This is a genomic window from Nonomuraea ferruginea (assembly GCF_039540635.1).
Classification (GTDB): Bacteria; Actinomycetota; Actinomycetes; order Streptosporangiales; family Streptosporangiaceae; genus Nonomuraea; species Nonomuraea ferruginea.
Genome location: NZ_BAABFD010000016.1, coordinates 25990 through 43530 on the forward strand (window position 1 = coordinate 25990; position 17541 = coordinate 43530).

16 protein-coding genes and 1 riboswitch are annotated in these 17541 nt (G+C 71.2%); of the genes, 8 read left to right on the top strand and 8 right to left on the bottom strand.

Annotation, left to right across the window (positions count from 1 at the left end; all coding sequences use genetic code 11):
* Positions 1–21: 21 nt before the first annotated feature.
* Both otsB and ABD999_RS28055 read left to right on the top strand, forming a co-directional pair.
* The gene (gene otsB, locus ABD999_RS28050; RefSeq protein ID WP_219550888.1) at positions 22–789 is read left to right on the top strand and encodes a trehalose-phosphatase; all 768 of its coding nucleotides are present in this window, start codon (positions 22–24) and stop codon (positions 787–789) included.
* Positions 790–826: 37 nt separating this feature from the next.
* A complete protein-coding gene (locus tag ABD999_RS28055; protein ID WP_219550886.1) occupies positions 827–1438 on the top strand; it encodes a hypothetical protein in 612 nt (203 codons plus the stop codon).
* A 1-nt stretch (position 1439) separates the two neighbouring features.
* On the opposite strand, the gene ABD999_RS28060 is transcribed toward ABD999_RS28055, so the two are convergent.
* Entirely contained in the window at positions 1440–2864 is a 1425-nt protein-coding gene (locus tag ABD999_RS28060; protein ID WP_271279517.1) for an alpha,alpha-trehalose-phosphate synthase (UDP-forming), read from the bottom strand.
* Between the two features lie 31 nt (positions 2865–2895).
* On the opposite strand from ABD999_RS28060, the gene ABD999_RS28065 reads away from it, so the two are divergent.
* The 5 genes from ABD999_RS28065 to groL all read left to right on the top strand — a co-directional run bounded on the left by ABD999_RS28065 (position 2896) and on the right by groL (position 7617).
* Positions 2896–3450 (top strand): RNA polymerase sigma factor, encoded by a 555-nt coding sequence (locus ABD999_RS28065; protein WP_148035130.1) that lies wholly within the window; start codon positions 2896–2898, stop codon positions 3448–3450.
* Between the two features lie 89 nt (positions 3451–3539).
* Positions 3540–3681, top strand: a riboswitch (SAM riboswitch).
* 13 nt (positions 3682–3694) lie between these two features.
* On the top strand, positions 3695–4927 hold the full coding sequence (thrC, locus tag ABD999_RS28070; protein WP_148035129.1) for a threonine synthase: 1233 nt from the start codon (positions 3695–3697) through the stop codon (positions 4925–4927).
* 25 nt (positions 4928–4952) lie between these two features.
* On the top strand, positions 4953–5228 hold the full coding sequence (locus ABD999_RS28075; RefSeq protein WP_132331077.1) for a MoaD/ThiS family protein: 276 nt from the start codon (positions 4953–4955) through the stop codon (positions 5226–5228).
* Between the two features lie 250 nt (positions 5229–5478).
* Positions 5479–5682, top strand: a complete 204-nt coding sequence (locus ABD999_RS28080; protein ID WP_148035128.1) for a cold-shock protein — start codon at positions 5479–5481, stop codon at positions 5680–5682.
* Positions 5683–5988: 306 nt separating this feature from the next.
* A complete protein-coding gene (gene groL / locus ABD999_RS28085) occupies positions 5989–7617 on the top strand; it encodes a chaperonin GroEL (protein ID WP_345482967.1) in 1629 nt (542 codons plus the stop codon).
* A 176-nt stretch (positions 7618–7793) separates the two neighbouring features.
* Here groL and ABD999_RS28090 read toward each other — a convergent pair whose 3' ends face one another.
* From ABD999_RS28090 to ABD999_RS28100, 3 genes are all read right to left on the bottom strand, one after another.
* Entirely contained in the window at positions 7794–8213 is a 420-nt protein-coding gene (locus ABD999_RS28090; RefSeq protein WP_271279515.1) for a GNAT family N-acetyltransferase, read from the bottom strand.
* A gap of 59 nt (positions 8214–8272) precedes the next feature.
* Positions 8273–8803 (bottom strand): YbhB/YbcL family Raf kinase inhibitor-like protein, encoded by a 531-nt coding sequence (locus ABD999_RS28095; protein ID WP_372452525.1) that lies wholly within the window; start codon positions 8801–8803, stop codon positions 8273–8275.
* Between the two features lie 70 nt (positions 8804–8873).
* A complete protein-coding gene (locus ABD999_RS28100) occupies positions 8874–10883 on the bottom strand; it encodes a HelD family protein (RefSeq protein ID WP_271279514.1) in 2010 nt (669 codons plus the stop codon).
* Between the two features lie 121 nt (positions 10884–11004).
* On the opposite strand from ABD999_RS28100, the gene ABD999_RS28105 reads away from it, so the two are divergent.
* The gene (locus tag ABD999_RS28105; protein ID WP_148035124.1) at positions 11005–11334 is read left to right on the top strand and encodes a hypothetical protein; all 330 of its coding nucleotides are present in this window, start codon (positions 11005–11007) and stop codon (positions 11332–11334) included.
* A 207-nt stretch (positions 11335–11541) separates the two neighbouring features.
* Here ABD999_RS28105 and ABD999_RS28110 read toward each other — a convergent pair whose 3' ends face one another.
* From ABD999_RS28110 to ABD999_RS28125, 4 genes are all read right to left on the bottom strand, one after another.
* The gene (locus tag ABD999_RS28110; protein ID WP_271279513.1) at positions 11542–13194 is read right to left on the bottom strand and encodes a DNA repair helicase XPB; all 1653 of its coding nucleotides are present in this window, start codon (positions 13192–13194) and stop codon (positions 11542–11544) included.
* A gap of 65 nt (positions 13195–13259) precedes the next feature.
* Positions 13260–13607, bottom strand: a complete 348-nt coding sequence (locus ABD999_RS28115; protein ID WP_219550873.1) for a hypothetical protein — start codon at positions 13605–13607, stop codon at positions 13260–13262.
* A 66-nt stretch (positions 13608–13673) separates the two neighbouring features.
* Positions 13674–15155 carry an AMP-binding protein gene (locus ABD999_RS28120; protein WP_271279512.1) on the bottom strand — a complete coding sequence of 494 codons (1482 nt, stop codon included), beginning with the start codon at positions 15153–15155 and terminating at the stop codon, positions 13674–13676.
* 43 nt (positions 15156–15198) lie between these two features.
* Positions 15199–17529, bottom strand: coding sequence for a helicase-associated domain-containing protein (locus ABD999_RS28125; protein ID WP_345482968.1), 2331 nt, complete (start codon positions 17527–17529; stop codon positions 15199–15201).
* Positions 17530–17541: the final 12 nt, after the last annotated feature.

The following is a 17541-nucleotide window of genomic DNA, read 5'->3' on the forward strand; positions in this document are numbered from 1 at the left end:
GGCGTGAGCGACATCCCTGGAATGGAAGCGATACTGAAGGATCCGGCCGGCGCCGTGATCGGGCTCGACTTCGACGGCACCCTCTCGCCGATCGTGCCCGACCCCGACACCGCCGTCGTCCACCCCGGCGCGCCTCCGGTGCTGGCCGAGCTGGGCCGGCACGTGGGCGCCGTGGCCATCGTGACCGGACGGCCGCCGGCCAAGGTGCTGGAGCTGGGGCCGGCGCTCAAGGACGTGCCGGGCCTGGTCATCCTCGGCCACTACGGCTTCGAGCGGTGGGAGGACGGGCGGACCTCCGCGCCCCCGCCGCCGGCCGGGGTGCCGCGGGCCAAGGCGAAACTGCCGCTGCTGCTCGACTCGCTGGGCGTGACCGACGCGGCGATCGAGGACAAGGGCCGCGCGGTGGCCGTGCACACCCGCCGCTGCGCCGACCCCGAGGGCACGCTGGCCCGGCTGCGCGAGCCGCTGGCCGCGCTGGCGGCCGAGCACGGCCTGGTCGTCGAGCCCGGCCGGATGGTGCTGGAGGTGCGGCCGTCCGGCATGGACAAGGGGCACGCGCTCGGCGCGTTCCTGACGGAGCGCTCCGCCAGGTCCGTGCTCTTCGTGGGCGACGACCTCGGCGACCTGGCCGCCTTCGACGCGGTCCGCTCGTCGGGCCTGCCCGGCGTGACCGTGTGCAGCGGCTCCACCGAGGTCACGGCGCTGGCCGAGCGGGCCGACATCGTCGTCGACGGGCCTGAGGGCGTGGTGGCGCTGCTCCGCGAGTTGACGTCCGCTTTCAGCCGATAGTGACCAGTTTGCAAGTGGGCACCCCTATGGTCCGGGCATGAGCAAGAAGCACCTCGCCGCCGTGGCCGTCGCCGCGGCGGCGGTCCTCGTGGCCCCCGCCTCCGCGGCCGCCGCCTCCACGACAGCCGCCTCGACCACCGCCGGCCCCGCCCAGGAACTGAAGCTGCGCAAGGGCCTGACCCTCTACATCCCGCTCAAGTGGGTGGTCCACCGGGTCGGCGCCGACCGGATCAAGGTCGTCACCGGGCCCTGCGCCAACCCCAGGGGTGGCTTCTTCGCTCCCGGCTGCAAGAGCTTCTGGATCTTCGGCCCGAAGGCGATCAGGACGGGCGCCGAGGGCTTCGGCCCGTACGACGCCGGCAGGGGCGGCTACTACCCCGCCTCCGACGTGCAGAAGTGCCCGAAGAACGGCATGCTCCTGCGCGGCGAGCGGGTCGGCGCGCACAAGAAGGGCCTGCGCCAGGTCGGCCCCGGGCACAAGGCCCACTACCACGAGTTCACCACCCGCTGCCGCACCGGCAACGGGAAGAAGACCAGCGTCAGCTTCACCACCCGCGAGTGGTATCTGCCGAAGTCGCAGATCCTCGTGGTCGACGAGTGGAGCACCGGGAACCTCGCCGACACCCTGAAGTACGCCGACTGGAAGTGATCTAGGCGAGCGCGTCGAGCTGGGCGGCCAGCCACTTGTGCGGGGGCAGCGCGGTGGCGGCCGCCTCCAGCCGCTCCCTGCGGCGGGCGCGCTCCGCCTCCGGCATCACCAGCGCCGCGTGCAGCGCGGCGGCGGTGCCGCTGATGTCGTACGGGTTGACCACCAGCGCGTGCGCGCCCAGCTCCGCGCACGCGCCGGCCTCCCGCGACAGCACCAGCGCGCAGCGCGGCGACAGGATCGGGCCCTCCTTGGCCACCAGGTTCATGCCGTCGCGGATCGGGTTGACCAGCAGCACGTCGGCCAGCCGGTAGGCGGCCAGGGAGCGCGGGTAGTCGTCGTTGACGTTGAGGATCAGGGGGTTCCAGTCCTCGGTCGCGTACTCGTCCTCGATCTCCTGCGCGCAGCGCTGCACCGCCGCGGTGTATTCGCGGTATTCGGGCAGGTCATGGCGGCTCGGGTAGGCGAAGGCCAGGTGGACGACGCGGCCGTGCCACTCGGGGTGGGCGTCGAGGAACTCCTTGTAGGCGAGCAGGCCGCGCACGATGTTCTTCGACAGTTCGGTGCGGTCGATGCGGACGATCAGCTTGCGGTCGCCGACCTCCTCCCTGATGGCCGCCATGTGCGACTCGACGTCGGGCTCGGCGGCGCGGGTCCACAGCGCCTTGCCGTCGACGCCCAGCGCGTGCACGCCGACGCGGGTGGTGCGGCCCTCGTACGTGATCGTCGCGGCCCGCTGGTCGACCTCGGCGCCCAGCACGGTCTCGCAGCAGTCCATGAACGCGCCCGCCCAGCGGCGGGTGAGGAACCCGGCGTGGTCGGCGCCCAGGACGCCCTCCAGCACCTCGCGCGCCACCTCGTCGGGCAGCAGCGAGAAGTATTCGGGCGGGGCCCACGGCGTGTGGCTGAAGTGCGCGATGCGCAGGTCGGGCCGCTCGGCGCGGAGCATCGCCGGGGTCAGGGTCAGGTGGTAGTCCTGCACCATCACCCGGGCGCCGTGAGCGGCTCCCTCCGCCAGCGCGAGCGCGAACGCGCCGTTGTAGTCGCGGTAGGACTCCCAGTCGCGCCGGAACCGGGTGCCGAAGTGGGGCGCGTTCGGGATGTCGTAGAGCAGGTGGTTGACGAACCACAGCGTGGAGTTGGCCACGGAGTTGTAGGCCCGGTGGAAGGTGGCGGGCGCGATGTCGAGCATGCGCAGCGGGCCCGTCTCGTAGCCGGCGTGGTCGAGCCGGCCGCCGGGGGCCTGGCGGACGGCGCTGCGGTCGCCGTCGGACAGAGCCGCGCACACCCACAGCACGCCCTCGTCCCTGGCCACGCCGGACAGCCCGGAGACGAGGCCGCCGCCGCCGCGTTTCATGGTGAGGACGCCGTCGTCGGAGACGGTGAACGACACAGGGCCTCTGTTCGAGGCGAGCAGGACGCTGTTCATTTACGCTCCCTCCGACCATAGGATCCCAGCTATGGCGCTAGATGAGCACACCGAGGAACTCGCCCATGCCGCAGCCAGAGGCGATCATCGCTCACTCGGCGAGCTCCTGCGACGGATCGAGCCCGACGTGCTGCGGCACTGCGCTCGTATCCTGCCGTATCACCATGACGCCGAGGAGGCGGCCCAGGACACCCTGCTCGCGGTGGCGCGCAACATCGCCAGGTTCGAGGGGCGGGCCAGGTTCAGCACCTGGCTCCACATCGTGACCGCCAACTGCGCGCGCACCACGTACCGCTCGCTGAAGCGCAGGTCGGCGGAGCAGAGCTCCGACGAGCTGCTGACGCAGAAGCCCGACGTGCGGCGGGTGAGCGTGATCGCGGGCTCGCGGCTCGACCTGCTCGACGCGATGGAGGCGCTGGAGGCCGACAAGCCCGACCTGGCGCAGGCGCTGGTGCTGCGCGACATCGTGCAGCTCGACTACAGCGAGGTGGCCGAGCAGCTCAAGATCCCGCTCGGCACCGCCAAGTCGCGCATCCACCAGGCGCGCAAGTACGTGCAGGGTGTGCTGGGCGACGACTACCGGTGAGATCGTTCATCTCGGAGAGTGAGACGACTGTCCATGTCACGTGGTTGATTGGGTAGAGTCCGAGTCAGCAGCACCACACAACTGAACATTGCTCATCCAGAGGGGTGGAGGGACCGGCCCTGCGAAGCCCCGGCAACCCTCCCGGCTTGTGACTCGCGACCTGGCGAGGCCGACCGGGACAGGGTGCCAATTCCGGTCCGCGGTCAGGGTGGCCGCGGACGAAGATGAGGGAAGGCCTCGCTTCATGTCGCTCGACTTCGGTCCCGCCACTGCTCTCTCCTGCCGCGAGTGCGGCGCCCGCTATCCGCTCGGCCCCAACTTCGCCTGCGTCGAGTGTTTCGGGCCGCTGGAGGCGGCCTACGACTTCGGCGACGTCAAGAGGTCCGACATCGAGTCGGGCCCGGCCAGCATCTGGCGCTACCGTTCCCTGCTGCCGGTGCCCGCCGACGTCGCGAGCAAGCCCAACATGAACCCCGGCTGGACGCCGCTCGTCAAGGCGGGCAACCTGGGCCGGGCGCTCGGTCTCAAGTCCCTGTACGTGAAGGACGACTCGGGCAACCCCACCCACTCCTTCAAGGACCGGGTGGTGGCCATCGCCGTCGAGGCGGCCCGCAACTTCGGCTTCCACACGCTCTCCTGCTCCTCGACCGGAAACCTGGCCGGGGCCGTGACGGCGGCCGCCGCCAGGGCGGGCCTGGACGCGTGCGTGTTCATCCCCGCCGGGCTGGAGCAGGCCAAGATCGCCATGGCCCGGGTGTTCGGCGGCAGGCTCATCGGCATCGAGGGCACCTACGACGAGGTCAACCGGTTCTGCTCGGAGCTGATCGGGGACCCGATGGGCGACAAGTGGGGGTTCGTCAACGTCAACCTGCGGCCCTACTACGCCGAGGGCTCCAAGACGCTCGCGTACGAGATCGCCGAGCAGCTCGGCTGGCGGCTGCCTGAGCAGATCGTCATCCCGATCGCGTCCGGCTCCCAGCTCACCAAGATCGACAAGGGCTTCAAGGAGCTGATCCGGCTCGGGCTGGTCGACGACACGCCCTACAAGGTCTTCGGGGCGCAGGCGCTCGGCTGCTCGCCGGTGTCGGCCGCCTACAAGGCCGGCCACGACGTGGTCCAGCCGGTCAAGCCCGACACCATCGCCAAGTCGCTGGCCATCGGCAACCCCGCCGACGGCCCTTACGTGCTCGACATCGCCCGGCGCACGGGCGGCGCCGTCGAGGACGTGACGGACGCCGAGATCGTGGCCGCCATCAAGCTGCTGGCCTCCACGGAGGGCATCTTCGCCGAGACGGCGGGCGGCGTCACGGTGGGCGTGCTGAAGAAGCTCGTCGAGACCGGGCAGCTCGACCCGGAGGCCGAGACCGTGGTGCTCAACACCGGCGACGGGCTCAAGACGCTCGACGCCGTCGCGGCCGACGCGCAGCCCACGGCCGTGATCCGGCCCTCCCTCGACGCGTTCCGCGCGACTGTCTGACAATCAGGAAAGGCGAGACCATATCATGAGCGTTTCTGTGCGGATTCCTACCATCCTGCGCACGTACACCGGGGGCAACGCGGAAGTGAGTGGGGAGGGCGCGACTCTCCGTGACGTCCTGGCCAAGCTCGATTCCGACTACCCGGGGATCGGCGCCCGCATTCTGGATGAATCGGGCAAGATTCGGCGTTTTGTCAACGTCTATGTGGGGGAAGAGGACGTCCGATTCGCCCAGGGTCTGGACACTCCGGCCCCTGAGGGCACGCAGATCTCCATCATCCCGGCCGTCGCGGGCGGCTGAGCCCCCGCTCGGCGGAGCGATCGTCTGGAAGGCGCCCCATGTGGGCGCCTTCTCCCTTTTGTGGGAAATTCAACCTTGAACTACTCAGCTAGGGGTGAAATAAGGCTTTTGCGGATTGACTCTGTTGCCGACCGCCATGCCACAGGTATGGTCGAGTGCGATCGTCAGACGATATCCCCATAAGTCATGGCGATTGTGGGTCTCGCGGACGAATGGGCGAGATCCCTGAGCCCAGTAAGAGGAGTCGGAAGTGGCGCAGGGCACCGTCAAGTGGTTCAACGCGGACAAGGGCTACGGCTTCATCGCGGTAGACGGTGGTAAGGATGTATTCGTCCATTACTCGGCAATCATGATGGACGGGTATCGCTCTCTCGAACAGGGACAACGGGTCGAGTTCGAGATCACGCAGGGCCAGAAGGGGCCGCAGGCGGAATCCGTCCGCGCTGTCGCCTAGCTGGTGCGACCGGCAGCTCGCACGCCAGCGCAGTGCGTGTGACTGCCACCTCACATTGGGGTACGGCGGGCCGCCCGGGGCCCGCCGTACGGACACCTTCGACGGCGATCTGTTGACCTGGCCAGGTGCGGAGTCAGCTTGCACTCGACGGGGTAGAGTGCTAAACAGTCGTTGGCACTCTATGTCGATGAGTGCCAACGGGGATCGAGACGATGGGGCCTGCCGAACGGAGATGTGGGCCCACATGCCGTCGCGGGCGTCGGCTCGATCTCACCAGGACACCCTGCATCTGGGAGGTCTCGCCTAATGGCAGCCAAGATGATCGCGTTTGACGAGGACGCCCGGCGCGGTCTCGAGCGCGGGATGAACCAGCTCGCCGACGCGGTGAAGGTCACGCTGGGCCCGAAGGGCCGCAACGTCGTGCTGGAGAAGAAGTGGGGCGCCCCCACGATCACCAACGACGGTGTCTCGATCGCCAAGGAGATCGAGCTCGAGGACCCGTGGGAGAAGATCGGCGCCGAGCTGGTCAAGGAAGTCGCCAAGAAGACCGACGACGTCGCGGGCGACGGCACCACCACCGCTACCGTGCTCGCCCAGGCGCTCGTACGTGAGGGCCTGCGCAACGTCGCTGCCGGCGCCAACCCGATGGCCCTGAAGAAGGGCATCGAGGCGGCCGTGGAGCGCGTCAGCGAGGAGCTCTCCAAGCTGGCCAAGGACGTGGAGACCAAGGAGCAGATCGCCTCCACCGCCTCCATCTCCGCCGCCGACCCCGAGATCGGCTCGCTCATCGCCGAGGCGATGGACAAGGTCGGCAAGGAAGGCGTCATCACCGTCGAGGAGAGCAACACCTTCGGTCTGGAGCTGGAGCTCACCGAGGGCATGCGCTTCGACAAGGGCATGACGTCGATGTACTTCGTCACGGACTCCGACCGCATGGAGGCCGTGCTCGAAGACCCGTACATCCTGATCGTCAACTCGAAGATCTCGGCCAACAAGGACCTGCTGCCGCTGCTCGACAAGGTCGTGCAGTCCGGCAAGCCGCTCCTCATCATCGCCGAGGACATCGAGGGTGAGGCCCTGGCCACCCTGGTGGTCAACAAGATCCGCGGCCTCTTCCGCTCGGTCGCCGTCAAGGCCCCGGGCTTCGGCGACCGCCGCAAGGCCATGCTCGCCGACATCGCCATCCTCGCCGGCGGCCAGGTCATCGCCGAGGAGGTCGGTCTCAAGCTGGAGAACGCCACCCTCGACCTGCTGGGCCGCGCCCGCAAGGTCGTGGTGACCAAGGACGAGACCACGATCGTCGACGGCGCCGGTGACGCCGACGCGATCGCCGGCCGGGTCAACGAGATCCGCGCCGAGATCGACCGCACCGACTCCGACTACGACCGGGAGAAGCTCCAGGAGCGCCTGGCCAAGCTGGCCGGCGGCGTGGCCGTCATCAAGGCCGGCGCCGCCACCGAGGTCGAGCTGAAGGAGCGCAAGCACCGCATCGAGGACGCCGTGCGCAACGCCAAGGCGGCCGTCGAGGAGGGCATCGTCCCCGGCGGTGGCGTGGCGCTGCTGCAGGCCGGCGCCAAGGCGTTCGACAAGCTGGAGCTGCCGGGCGACGAGGCCACGGGTGCGGCCATCGTGCGCAAGGCGCTGGAGGAGCCGCTCAAGCAGATCGCGGTCAACGCCGGCCTTGAGGGCGGCGTCGTGGTCGAGCGCGTCCGCAACCTCACCCCGGGTGAGGGCCTCAACGCGGCCACCGGCGACTACGTCAACATGTTCGAGGCGGGCATCATCGACCCGGCCAAGGTGACGCGTTCGGCGCTGCAGAACGCCGCCTCGATCGCGGCGCTGTTCCTGACCACCGAGGCTGTCATCGCCGAGAAGCCGGAGAAGACCCCGGCCGCTCCCGCCGGCATGCCCGGCGGCGGTGACATGGACTTCTGATCGAGGGTTCTCGACCCGAGGTTCTCGCGAGCGGCCCGCACCGGTGTTTCCGGTTCGGGCCGCTTCGCTTTTCCGACCGCCCTTATAGGCGGTTTTTTGTGCGCCGCCACTATCCGTATATCGCTGATAACGTTCTGATATACCTGAGCCGGCGAAAACGCCTCACTTCCGTAGCCCTAAAGGGGCTTGACCCATCGCGACCACTGCGGTTGGGGCGCATAACCCGCGGCGGTCCAGGCGTGGTGGGCGAGCGTGTTGTCATGAAGGACCATCGCGTCGGCCCGGAACGCGCCGAAGGCGGCGAAACGCGCCTCGGCGGCGGCCAGCAGGGCGGTGGCGACGCCCTTGCGACGGTGAGCCGGATGGACGGCCAGGCGATAGAGATGGGCACGCCACCCGTCCCAGCCCGCGATCAGCGTGCCGGCCAGTGCGCCGTCCAGCTCGGCCAGGAGCAGCGCCTCCGGGTCCCGCTCGACCAGCGCCCGCACCTTGCCGGCCGAGTCGTGACGGTCGGTGCCCTCGGCGGCGTGCAGCCAGAACTCCAGGACAGCTCCGACGTCCGCCAGGCCCCCCGGACGGATCGTTAGATCGCTCATGGGGGCGAAGCTACCAAGACGCGGCACCGCCCCCCGGAGGAGGCGGTGCGCTCGCGTGGTCAGATCCCGAAGTGCGGGACGATGTGGCCGCGCGCCAGGGTGTTGGCGGTGATGTTGAAGCCCACCACGGCCGGGCTGGTGTCGGTGTCGAGGCCGAGGGTGTCGACGCCGAGCGCGTGCACGGTGAACACGTAGCGGTGCGGGTCGCCGGGAGGCGGCGCGGCGCCGCCGTAGTCCTTGGAGCCGTAGTCGCTGCGGGCGTGCTTGGCGCCCTGCGGGAGACCCTTGAACTCGGGCGCGGTGCCGGCGCCCGTGGGCAGCTCGGTGACCGACGCCGGGATGTCGAACAGCACCCAGTGCCAGAAACCGCTGCCCGTGGGCGCGTCCGGGTCGAAACAGGTCACCGCGTAGCTGCGCGTCTCGGCCGGGGCGCCCGACCAGCGGAGGCTGGGGGAGAGGTTCTGGCCCGTCATGCCCCAGTCGTTGAAGACGTGGAGGTCGCTCAGCCTCTCCCCGTCCGTCATGTCGTCGCTGTGGACCGTGAGCGAGGGGACCGACGGCAGGTATTCGTGTGGCAGCGGTGCTGGCACGGCATCCTCCTTGGGTGAGAGCTCCTTGACGTCATCCTAGAAGTGATCCCCTACCCCGCCACCGTCCCTGTCACGGGGCGAGCTGGGGTGGCAGGGGCTTGCGGTGGAGGACCGTGAGCGAGGTGACGGCACGGGTGAGCACCACGTAGAGGCGGGCCAGGCCGCGGGGCTCGGCGTCGACGATGTCGGCCGGCTCCATCACGATGACGTGGTCGTACTCCAGGCCCTTGGCGAGCGTCGCCGGCACCACCAGGAGGCGGTGCTCCTGGGTGGAGTCGGGGTCGAGGACGGCGTGCGCGACGCCCGACAGCGACTCGGAGACAGCGGAGACGGCGGCGTCGGGGACGATGACGCCGATCGAGCCCTCGCGGGCCAGCGCGTCGCGGACCGCCTCGTGGAGGTCGCCGGCCGGCCGGATCGAGAGGGACCCGGCGCCGGGACGCAGGGACCGGGGCGGGGCGAGCCCGGGGGCGATCGACGGCAGCAGGCGGGCGGCGTAGTCGAGGACCTCGCGCGGCACGCGGAAGCCCAGCGTCAGCTCGGTGACCTCGCCGTCCTGCCCGAGATGCGTCAGGACCGACCGCCACGACGTGGTGGACCAGGGGGTGGTGCCCTGGGCCAGGTCGCCGAGCACGGTGGCGGAGCCGTTGCGGCAGCGGCGGCCGAGCGCCCGCAGTTGCATCTCCGACAGGTCCTGCGTCTCGTCCACGACGAGGTGGCCGAGCGAGGGCGTGCGCTCGATCAGGTCGCGCAGCTCGTCGAGGAGAGCCGCGTCGGCGGCGCTCCACTTGGCGGACTTCCATCCCCGGTACGGTTTCCGCCAGAGCAGCAGCTGCCGCTCCTCGGGCGACAGGTCGGACCTGGCGGCCCTGGCGAGGAACTCCTCGTCCGCCAGCAGCCGGTAGAGCACCTGCTCGGGCACCAGCTTCGGCCACACGGCGTCGACCAGCTGCTTGACCGGCCTGGACCGGGCCACCGCGTCCTGCACCCGGTCGTCGGGTGACTCGCCGCGCTGCTCCATCCGTACGAGCACGAGGTGCGCGAGCCGCTGGGCGAGGGCGGCGCGGCCGGGACCGTAGCGGGTGGTGCCGCGCAGCGAGGCGACGATCTCACGCACCTCGTGGTCGGCCACCCGGAAGCGGTAGGCGCCCTTGGAGTAGACCAGGCCCTCTTCAGGCTTGACGATGTGGAGCCACAGGGCCCGCTTCAGCACGGCCGCCATCCGGGCGTCGCCCTTGACCGCGCCCACCGCGGGGTCCTCGGGGGCCGCGTGGTCGCCCAGCAGGCCGGCGACCGTGGTCTGGTCGACCTTGACCTCGCCCAGCGCGGGCAGCACCGAGGAGATGTAGGAGAGGAAGGCGCGGTTCGGCCCGACGATCATCACGCCCGCCCTGGCGAGCCGCTCGCGGTGGGTGAACAGCAGGTAGGCGGCCCGGTGGAGGCCGACCGCCGTCTTCCCGGTGCCCGGCGCGCCCTGCACGCAGACCGTACGGGTGAGCGCGGCGCGGACGATCTCGTCCTGGTCGGGCTGGATGGTGGCGACGATGTCGCGCATCGGGCCGGTGCGGGGGCGCTCGATCTCCTCGGTCAGGATGCGTGACGGGCCGACCTCGGTGCCCTGGTCGAGCCGTTCGTCCTCGTACGCGGTGAGCGCGCCGCCGTGGTAGCCGAACCGGCGCCGCAGCGTGACGTCCATCGGGTCGGCGGGGCTGGCCTGGTAGAAGGCGCGCGACACGGGGGCGCGCCAGTCGATGACCAGGGGACGGCTGTCGCCGTCGTGCACGTGGCGGCGGCCGACGTGGATCGTGGTGGGCAGGTCGTCGGCGGCCGAGCGGTCGAGCCGGCCGAAGAACAGCGGGGTGTCGGGGTGGTCGGCCAGGGCGGCCACGCGCTGGTCGAGCAGCGACTGCAGGATCTGCTGCGACACCCAGTCGCCGGCCGCGTCGGCCGACAGCGACTGCGCGTGCGCGCGCATGGCCGCCAGCGCGGCCCTGGACTCGGCCAGATGGGCCTGCTCGGCGGCGAGGACGTCCGTGGGCAGGTCCGGGGGTATGTCGGGGGCCAGTTGGTCTGTGGGCATGCGAAAGTGCCTCCCGGCGCTCGGAGGTGGGTAACAAGGCAGCGAATCCGCCAGTTTAATGCGGCTGTCGGGGTGGCTTCAAAACATTTAGCCGTCGCCGGGGAGGGGTAAGAAGTCCGGCGTGGCGCGTGTGCGACTCGGCTTCTCCCCGATCCTTCCCACGATCGCGAGCTTCCTGCTGGCCACCCTCTGGGGGCTGTCGGTCTTCGCGGGCTGGGGGCTGGAGGCGTTCTGCGGCGGGTCGTCGCCGTCCTGCGTCCAGCGGCTCGCCGTGTTCTCCTCGGTCTCCGGGCTGTTCGCCGCGGTGGCCGCCTGCCTGACGGTGGCGGCCTGGGCGCTGCCGGCGGCGCGGCAGGACGAGCGGACGTTCACCCGGTTCATGGGGCTGAGCGTGGCCTCGTGGATCGCCGCGGAGGGGCTGCTGTTCCTCGGCGGGCTGCTGGCGAAGTGAACACTCCTCGCAAACGGCGGACATATAACGAAATGCCGCAAAATCCGGGCATACCAGGTGGCATTGCCGGATCATCGGGTATGTCGCAGCCGGATTCGGTTGCGGTGGTGTGAGGACGCAGTGAGGGGGGTGGTTCGATTGTCGACGACCCGCGGAGTCTCTTGGACGTGAGACCGGGATGCCTGGCCGCTCGATGAGCGGCCGGGCTCACACCCCGCCCAGCACGTCGTCGGCGTCGACGATCGAGTAGGCGTAACCCTGTTCGGCCAGGAACCGCTGCCGGTGCGCGGCGAACTCCTGGTCGACCGTGTCGCGGCTGACCACGGTGTAGAAGCGCGCCCCGCCGCCGTCGGCCTTGGGCCGCAGCACCCTGCCGAGCCGCTGCGCCTCCTCCTGCCGGGACCCGAACGTGCCGGACACCTGGATCGCCACGCTCGCCTCGGGCAGGTCGATGGAGAAGTTGGCGACCTTGGACACCACCAGGACCTGGATCTCCTTGTCGCGGAAGGCCTGGTAGAGCCGCTCGCGCTCCTTGATCCGGGTCTCCCCCTTGATCACCGGCGCGTTCAGGTGTTCGCCCAGCTCGTCGAGCTGGTCGATGTACTGGCCGATCACCAGCACCTGGTCGCCCAGGTGACGGCGTACGAGCGCCTCGGTGACCTGGGTCTTGGACGGCGTGGTGGCGCAGAAGCGGTAGCGCTCCTCCGACTCGGCCATCGCGTACGCCAGCCGCTCCTCGTCGGTGAGCGTCACCCGCACTTCGACGCAGTCGGCCGGGGCGATCCAGCCCTGGTTCTCCATCTCCTTCCAGGGCGCGTCGTAGCGCTTGGGGCCGATCAGCGAGAACACGTCGCCCTCGCGGCCGTCCTCGCGCACCAGCGTCGCGGTCAGGCCGACGCGCCTGCGGGCCTGGAGGTCGGCCGTCATCCGGAAGATCGGCGCGGGCAGCAGGTGGACCTCGTCGTAGACGATGAGGCCCCAGTCGCGCGCGTCGAACAGCTCCAGGTGGCTGTAGACGCCCTTCCGCCTGGTGGTCATCACCTGGTAGGTGGCGATGGTGACCGGACGGATCTCCTTCTTGCTGCCGGAGTACTCGCCGATCTCGTCCTCGGTCAGCGAGGTGCGCTTGAGCAGCTCCTGCTTCCACTGGTGGGCGCTGACCGTGTTGGTGACCAGGATCAGCGTCGTCGCCTGGGCGTGCGCCATCGCGGCCGCGCCGACGATGGTCTTGCCGGCGCCGCAGGGCAGCACGATCACGCCGGAGCCGCCGTGCCAGAAGGAGTCGGCCGCCTCCTGCTGGTAGGGCCGGAGCGTCCAGCTCTCCTGGACCAGCTCGACCCGGTGGTGCTCGCCGTCGACGTAACCGGCCAGGTCCTCGGCCGGCCAGCCCAGCTTGAGCAGCGCCTGCTTGATGTTGCCGCGGTCGCTCGGGTGGACGGCCACGGTGTCGTCGCCGACGCGCTCGCCCAGCATCGGCTGGATCTTCCTGGCGCGCAGCACCTCTTCGAGCACGGCCCGGTCGGTGGAGGTCAGCGTCAGCCCGTGGACCGGGTGCTTCTCCAGCCTGAGCCGGCCGTAGCGGGCCATGGTCTCGGCGACGTCGACGAGCAGGGCGTGCGGCACCGGATAGCGGCTGTAGCCGATCAGGGCGTCGACGACCTGCTCGGCGTCGTGGCCGGCGGCGCGGGCGTTCCACAGCGCGAGCGGCGTGACCCGGTAGGTGTGCACGTGTTCGGGCGCGCGCTCGAGCTCGGCGAACGGGGCGATGGCCTTGCGGCACTCGTCGGCCCTCTCGTGGTCGACCTCGAGCAGCAGCGTCTTGTCTGATTGGACGATGAGCGGGCCGTCGTTCACAGCCATCCCTTCAAACGGTTGACGCCTATCCAACACGCGCGACGGCCCAAACAGTCCCCCGGACTGGGAAATCAGTCGTCGAAGTGGCCGTTGACGCCCAGGTAGAAGAACAGGACGGCCATCATCAGGAAGCCGGCCACCAGCACCACCCAGCTCGCGACGGTGAGCGTGCGGGCCTTCTCGGGCGCCGTGCCGGAACGCAGGGACAGGCCGGCCAGGACGGCGCCGACGACGCCGAAGACGTTGCAGCAGGAGACGACGCTGAAGAGGTTGAGCGCGAGCGCGACGATGCCGCTGACGTTGGGCTCGCCGCGGGCGTGCCGCGGGGGCGGCGGGTAGCCGCCGTAACCGTAGGACGGGGGCGGCTGCTCCCCGTAGGGGGCGCCGTAGCGCTGGTACGGGTAATCGTCCTCGCTCATGCCACCTCCTGACGGGTCAAGAAATATCACGGATCGGGCAAGATCCTGACTCGGTCGCCGATCCTGCTAACCGGCGAACCGCGCCCGCAGCGCCTTGCGGTCGAGTTTGAGCACGCTGGTGACCGGGATCGAGTCGACGAACGTGACCTCGCGGGGATACCTGACGCGGCCCACGCGCTCCCTCGCCCAGGCGATCAGCTCCTCGGCGGCGACCTCCGCGCCGGCCGCGAGCTGCACGAACGCGACGACCTCCTCGCCCAGCCGGTCGTCGGGACGGCCGACCACGCCCGACATGACCACGCCGGGGTGCTGGTTCAGCACGTCCTCCACGTCGCGGGGGAACACGTTGAACCCGCCCCTGATGATCAGGTCCTTCTTCCTGTCGACCACGTACAGGTAGCCGTCGTCGTCGACGCAGCCGACGTCACCGGTGCGCAGCTCGCCGCCGACCAGCGCGGTGCCCTCGGGGTCGGGCTCGTGCTCGCCCCAGTAGCCCAGCATCAGCGACTCGCCGGACACGCAGATCTCGCCCACGTCGCCCTGCTCCACCGGCTCGCCGGACGAGTCGCGGATCGTGATCGTGTAGCCGGGCAGCGGCAGGCCCACGCTGCCGGCCTTGCGCCGCCCCGGCGGGTTGAACGTGGTCACCGCGCTGGTCTCGGTCAGCCCGTAACCCTCCAGGATCGTCACGCCGGGCATCCGCCGTTCGAACTCCGTCAGCACCTCCTTGCCCAGCGGGGCCGCGCCGCAGGTGAGGAAGGCCAGGTCGGGCAGCGGGTGCGACTCCAGCGGCTCGGCCAGCAGCATCTGCAGCATGGCCGGCACGACGGTGCCGTACTGGACGCGCTGCTCGGCCGCGAGCCGGAGGAACGCCCCGGGGTCGAACCAGCGCATCAGCACGGCCTGGGGCGGCTCGACGGCGTGCATCCCGGCCACGGTGACGATCAGGCCGTACGCGTGCGAGAGCGGCACCGGGACGATCGCCCGGTTGATCCCCTCCTGGTGGGACAGCTCGTAGGAGGCCTTCGCGACCTGCCACAGGCCCGCATGGCTGAGCATGACGCCCTTGGCCCTGCCGGTGGTGCCCCCGGTGTACATCAGCGCGGCCAGGTCGCCGGGGTCACGCGCCACCGGGCCGTGCTCGGCGGCCCGCTCCAGCTCGGCGGTGTCCACGTACACCGGCACGTCCACCCCGGCCGCCCGCACCGTGCCGGCCAGCTCCGGCGAGGTGACCACGGCGGCGGCGCCGCTGTCGAGCAGGATGTGGCGCAGCTCGGCGGCGCCCACCAGGAACACCACCGGCGTCACCACGGCGCCCGCAGCCCACAGCGCCTGGCAGACGAGCGGCACCTCGGGGGAGGTGGCCATCATCACGACCACGCGGTCGCCGGGCCGGATGCCGGCCTCGACGAAGCCGCCGCAGACGCGCCGGGCCCGCTCGGCGAGGCTGTGGCTGCGGTGCCAGACCCCTTCGTAGAACATCGCGTCGTAGTCGTCGAACCTGCTCCATGACTGCTCGGCCAGACTGCTCAGCGTGTGCTCGGTCACATGCCCTAACTTCCGCCGACTCGCGGCACGCAGTCAACCCCGCTCAGACGCCGGACACGCCGGTGATGCGGTGCAGGGCGAAGCGGTGGACGGCGGCCCTGGTCTCGTCGTAGGCGGTCAGGTAGCCGCCCTCCATCCGGGCCGGCTCCAGGATGCGGGAGGTGGCGTTGCCCTGCGAGTCGGTGTAGCCGATCCACACCCGCATCCCCTGCCTGATCGCGTCCTGCAGCTTCGAGATCGTGGCCGTCGCGGGGGTGCGGGGCACCTGGCCGCCCGGGGCGTCGACCGGCTCGCGCCGGGACAGGTGGGCCGCGTCGCCCGCGCGCAGCGCCCGCACGGCCGCCGCCGCCACGCCAGGATCGGGCTCGCCGGTCGGGGCCACCTGGCGGACCGGGGCGGGGCCCTCGGTGCGCCTGCTGTCGAGCTGGGAGATGATCACGTCGCCGTCGAGCGACTCGGGGACCGGCGCGTACCCCATCGCCCGCAGCGAGTCGACCAGCACCGCGCGCGACGAGCGCGAGGCGATGACCGTCGGCGCCAGCCTGCGCAGGCGCAGCGCCGCCGACCGCCGGTCGGCGGTGATCTGGTCGAGCAGCGCCGGGTCGTCGCAGCGGACGTAGGCGCTGGCGGTGCCGACGCGGATCCGGCCGTGCCGCCGCGCCACGTCGGAGACGAGGTACGACAGCGCCTGCGGGACCGGCGTGGCGGAGTGGCGCTCCAGCATGGCCAGCAGCTCCTCGGCGGCCTGGCCCGCGTCGAGCGCGCGCCGCACCGAGCTCTCGCTGAACCGGTAGACGGTCGCGCCCCCTTTGGACTCCACGTCGGCGGCGAGCGTCATCCAGCGGTTGAGCTCGCTGGTCAGCGGGCCGGGCGCGACCGCCGTCAGATCGGCCTGCAGCAGCACGTGGTCGACCGGCTCGGGCAGCAGCGGGGCCAGCACCGGCGCGGCCTCCGCACCGCTGATCAGGGCCCGCCCGTGGCCCGACAGCACGCCGAGCCCGGTCAGGCCGAGCTGCTCGGCCTCGCGCAGCGCGAACTCGGTCAGCTGCTCGCGCAGCGGCCCACGGCGGCGCGGCTGCTCCCAGGCCAGCCGTTCCAGCACCGAGTCGTGCGCCGGGGCGAGCCCCGGCGCGGAGGCCAGCACGCCCATCGTGGCCTTGCGCACCCCGGCGGCCGACGAGCGGCGCAGATCGGGGTGGAGCGCGTTGAGCGGCTTGTCGCGATCGTCACGCTCGCCGACCAGTCCGGGCACCCGGTCCATCGCCAGCCAGGCCGCGGCCAGCGCCACCCAACGGTCGGCGGTCGACCTGACCCGCCACAGGTCGTAGCCGCTGGTCGGCAGCCACTCGCCGTCGACGCTGCCGCCCGCCGCGATCAGCCCCGACGCGTACGCGACCTCCACCACCAGCGCGGCCACCCAGTCGGGCAGGTCGAGCTCGCCCGCCGTGCGCTTCATGTCGCGCACGCCCAGGCCCCCGGTGCGCAGCACGCCCGGCGGCTCGATGCTCCAGCGCTCGCACAGCTCCTCGACGGCCCGCACGAACGCGAACGCCTGCCCGGCGGCCGTGCGGTCGGCCAGCTCCTGGCCCCGGGCCGTGCCCTCCAGCGAGGGCGGCTGGGCCAGCAGGTCGCGGTGCACCCGCCCGCCCCGCAGATAAAGGCCCACCTCGCGGGGCAGTGTCACGCTCTCCTCGCCTGCCGCCGCCAGCAGGCCGCGGGCCAGCAGCTGCTCGATCGGCGAGCGGGCGGAGGCGACGCGCACCTCGCGCCTGGCGTTCGGCACCCGGCCGGTGGGCGGGCCCCACGCGAGCTGCTCCAGCGCGGCCCGCGACTCCGGCGGCACCTCCTCGATCAGCTTGCCCGGCTCGGCCAGCGCCGCCGCCAGGCGCTCCCGGCCGGACCCGGTGGTGCCCGGCGCGACGTCGTCGGCCATCTCGTCGAGCTGCTCCGGCGCATGGTGGCGGAACGCCACGTCGGCGGGCGGGCCCAGGCCGGCCGGGTCGTCCAGCACCTTGCGCACGCCCGGGGCCAGGTCGAGCGCGCTGTCTGGCCCGTACACGAGCCCGAGGTCGCGCAGCCGGTCGAGCGCGGACGTCAGCGCCGGCTCCGGCTTGCCCGCCGCCAGCGCCGCCGCGACCGTCTCGCGCAGCGCGGTCTTCCTGACCGGGCCGTCCCGGACGGCGAGCGTCTCGACCACGGCGAGCGTGAAGCGGTCGAGCCGGTCGAGCACCCGGGCGATCGCCGACGGGCTGCTCGCCCGGGCGGCCAGGCCCTCCAGATGCGCCGGCACCGGAGTGATCAGCTCGGGGCGCGCGGTCACCAGCGCCCGCAGCTGCTCGTCGGTGCGCCCCCTGATCCACTCCGTGAACTCCATCGTTGCCATGGT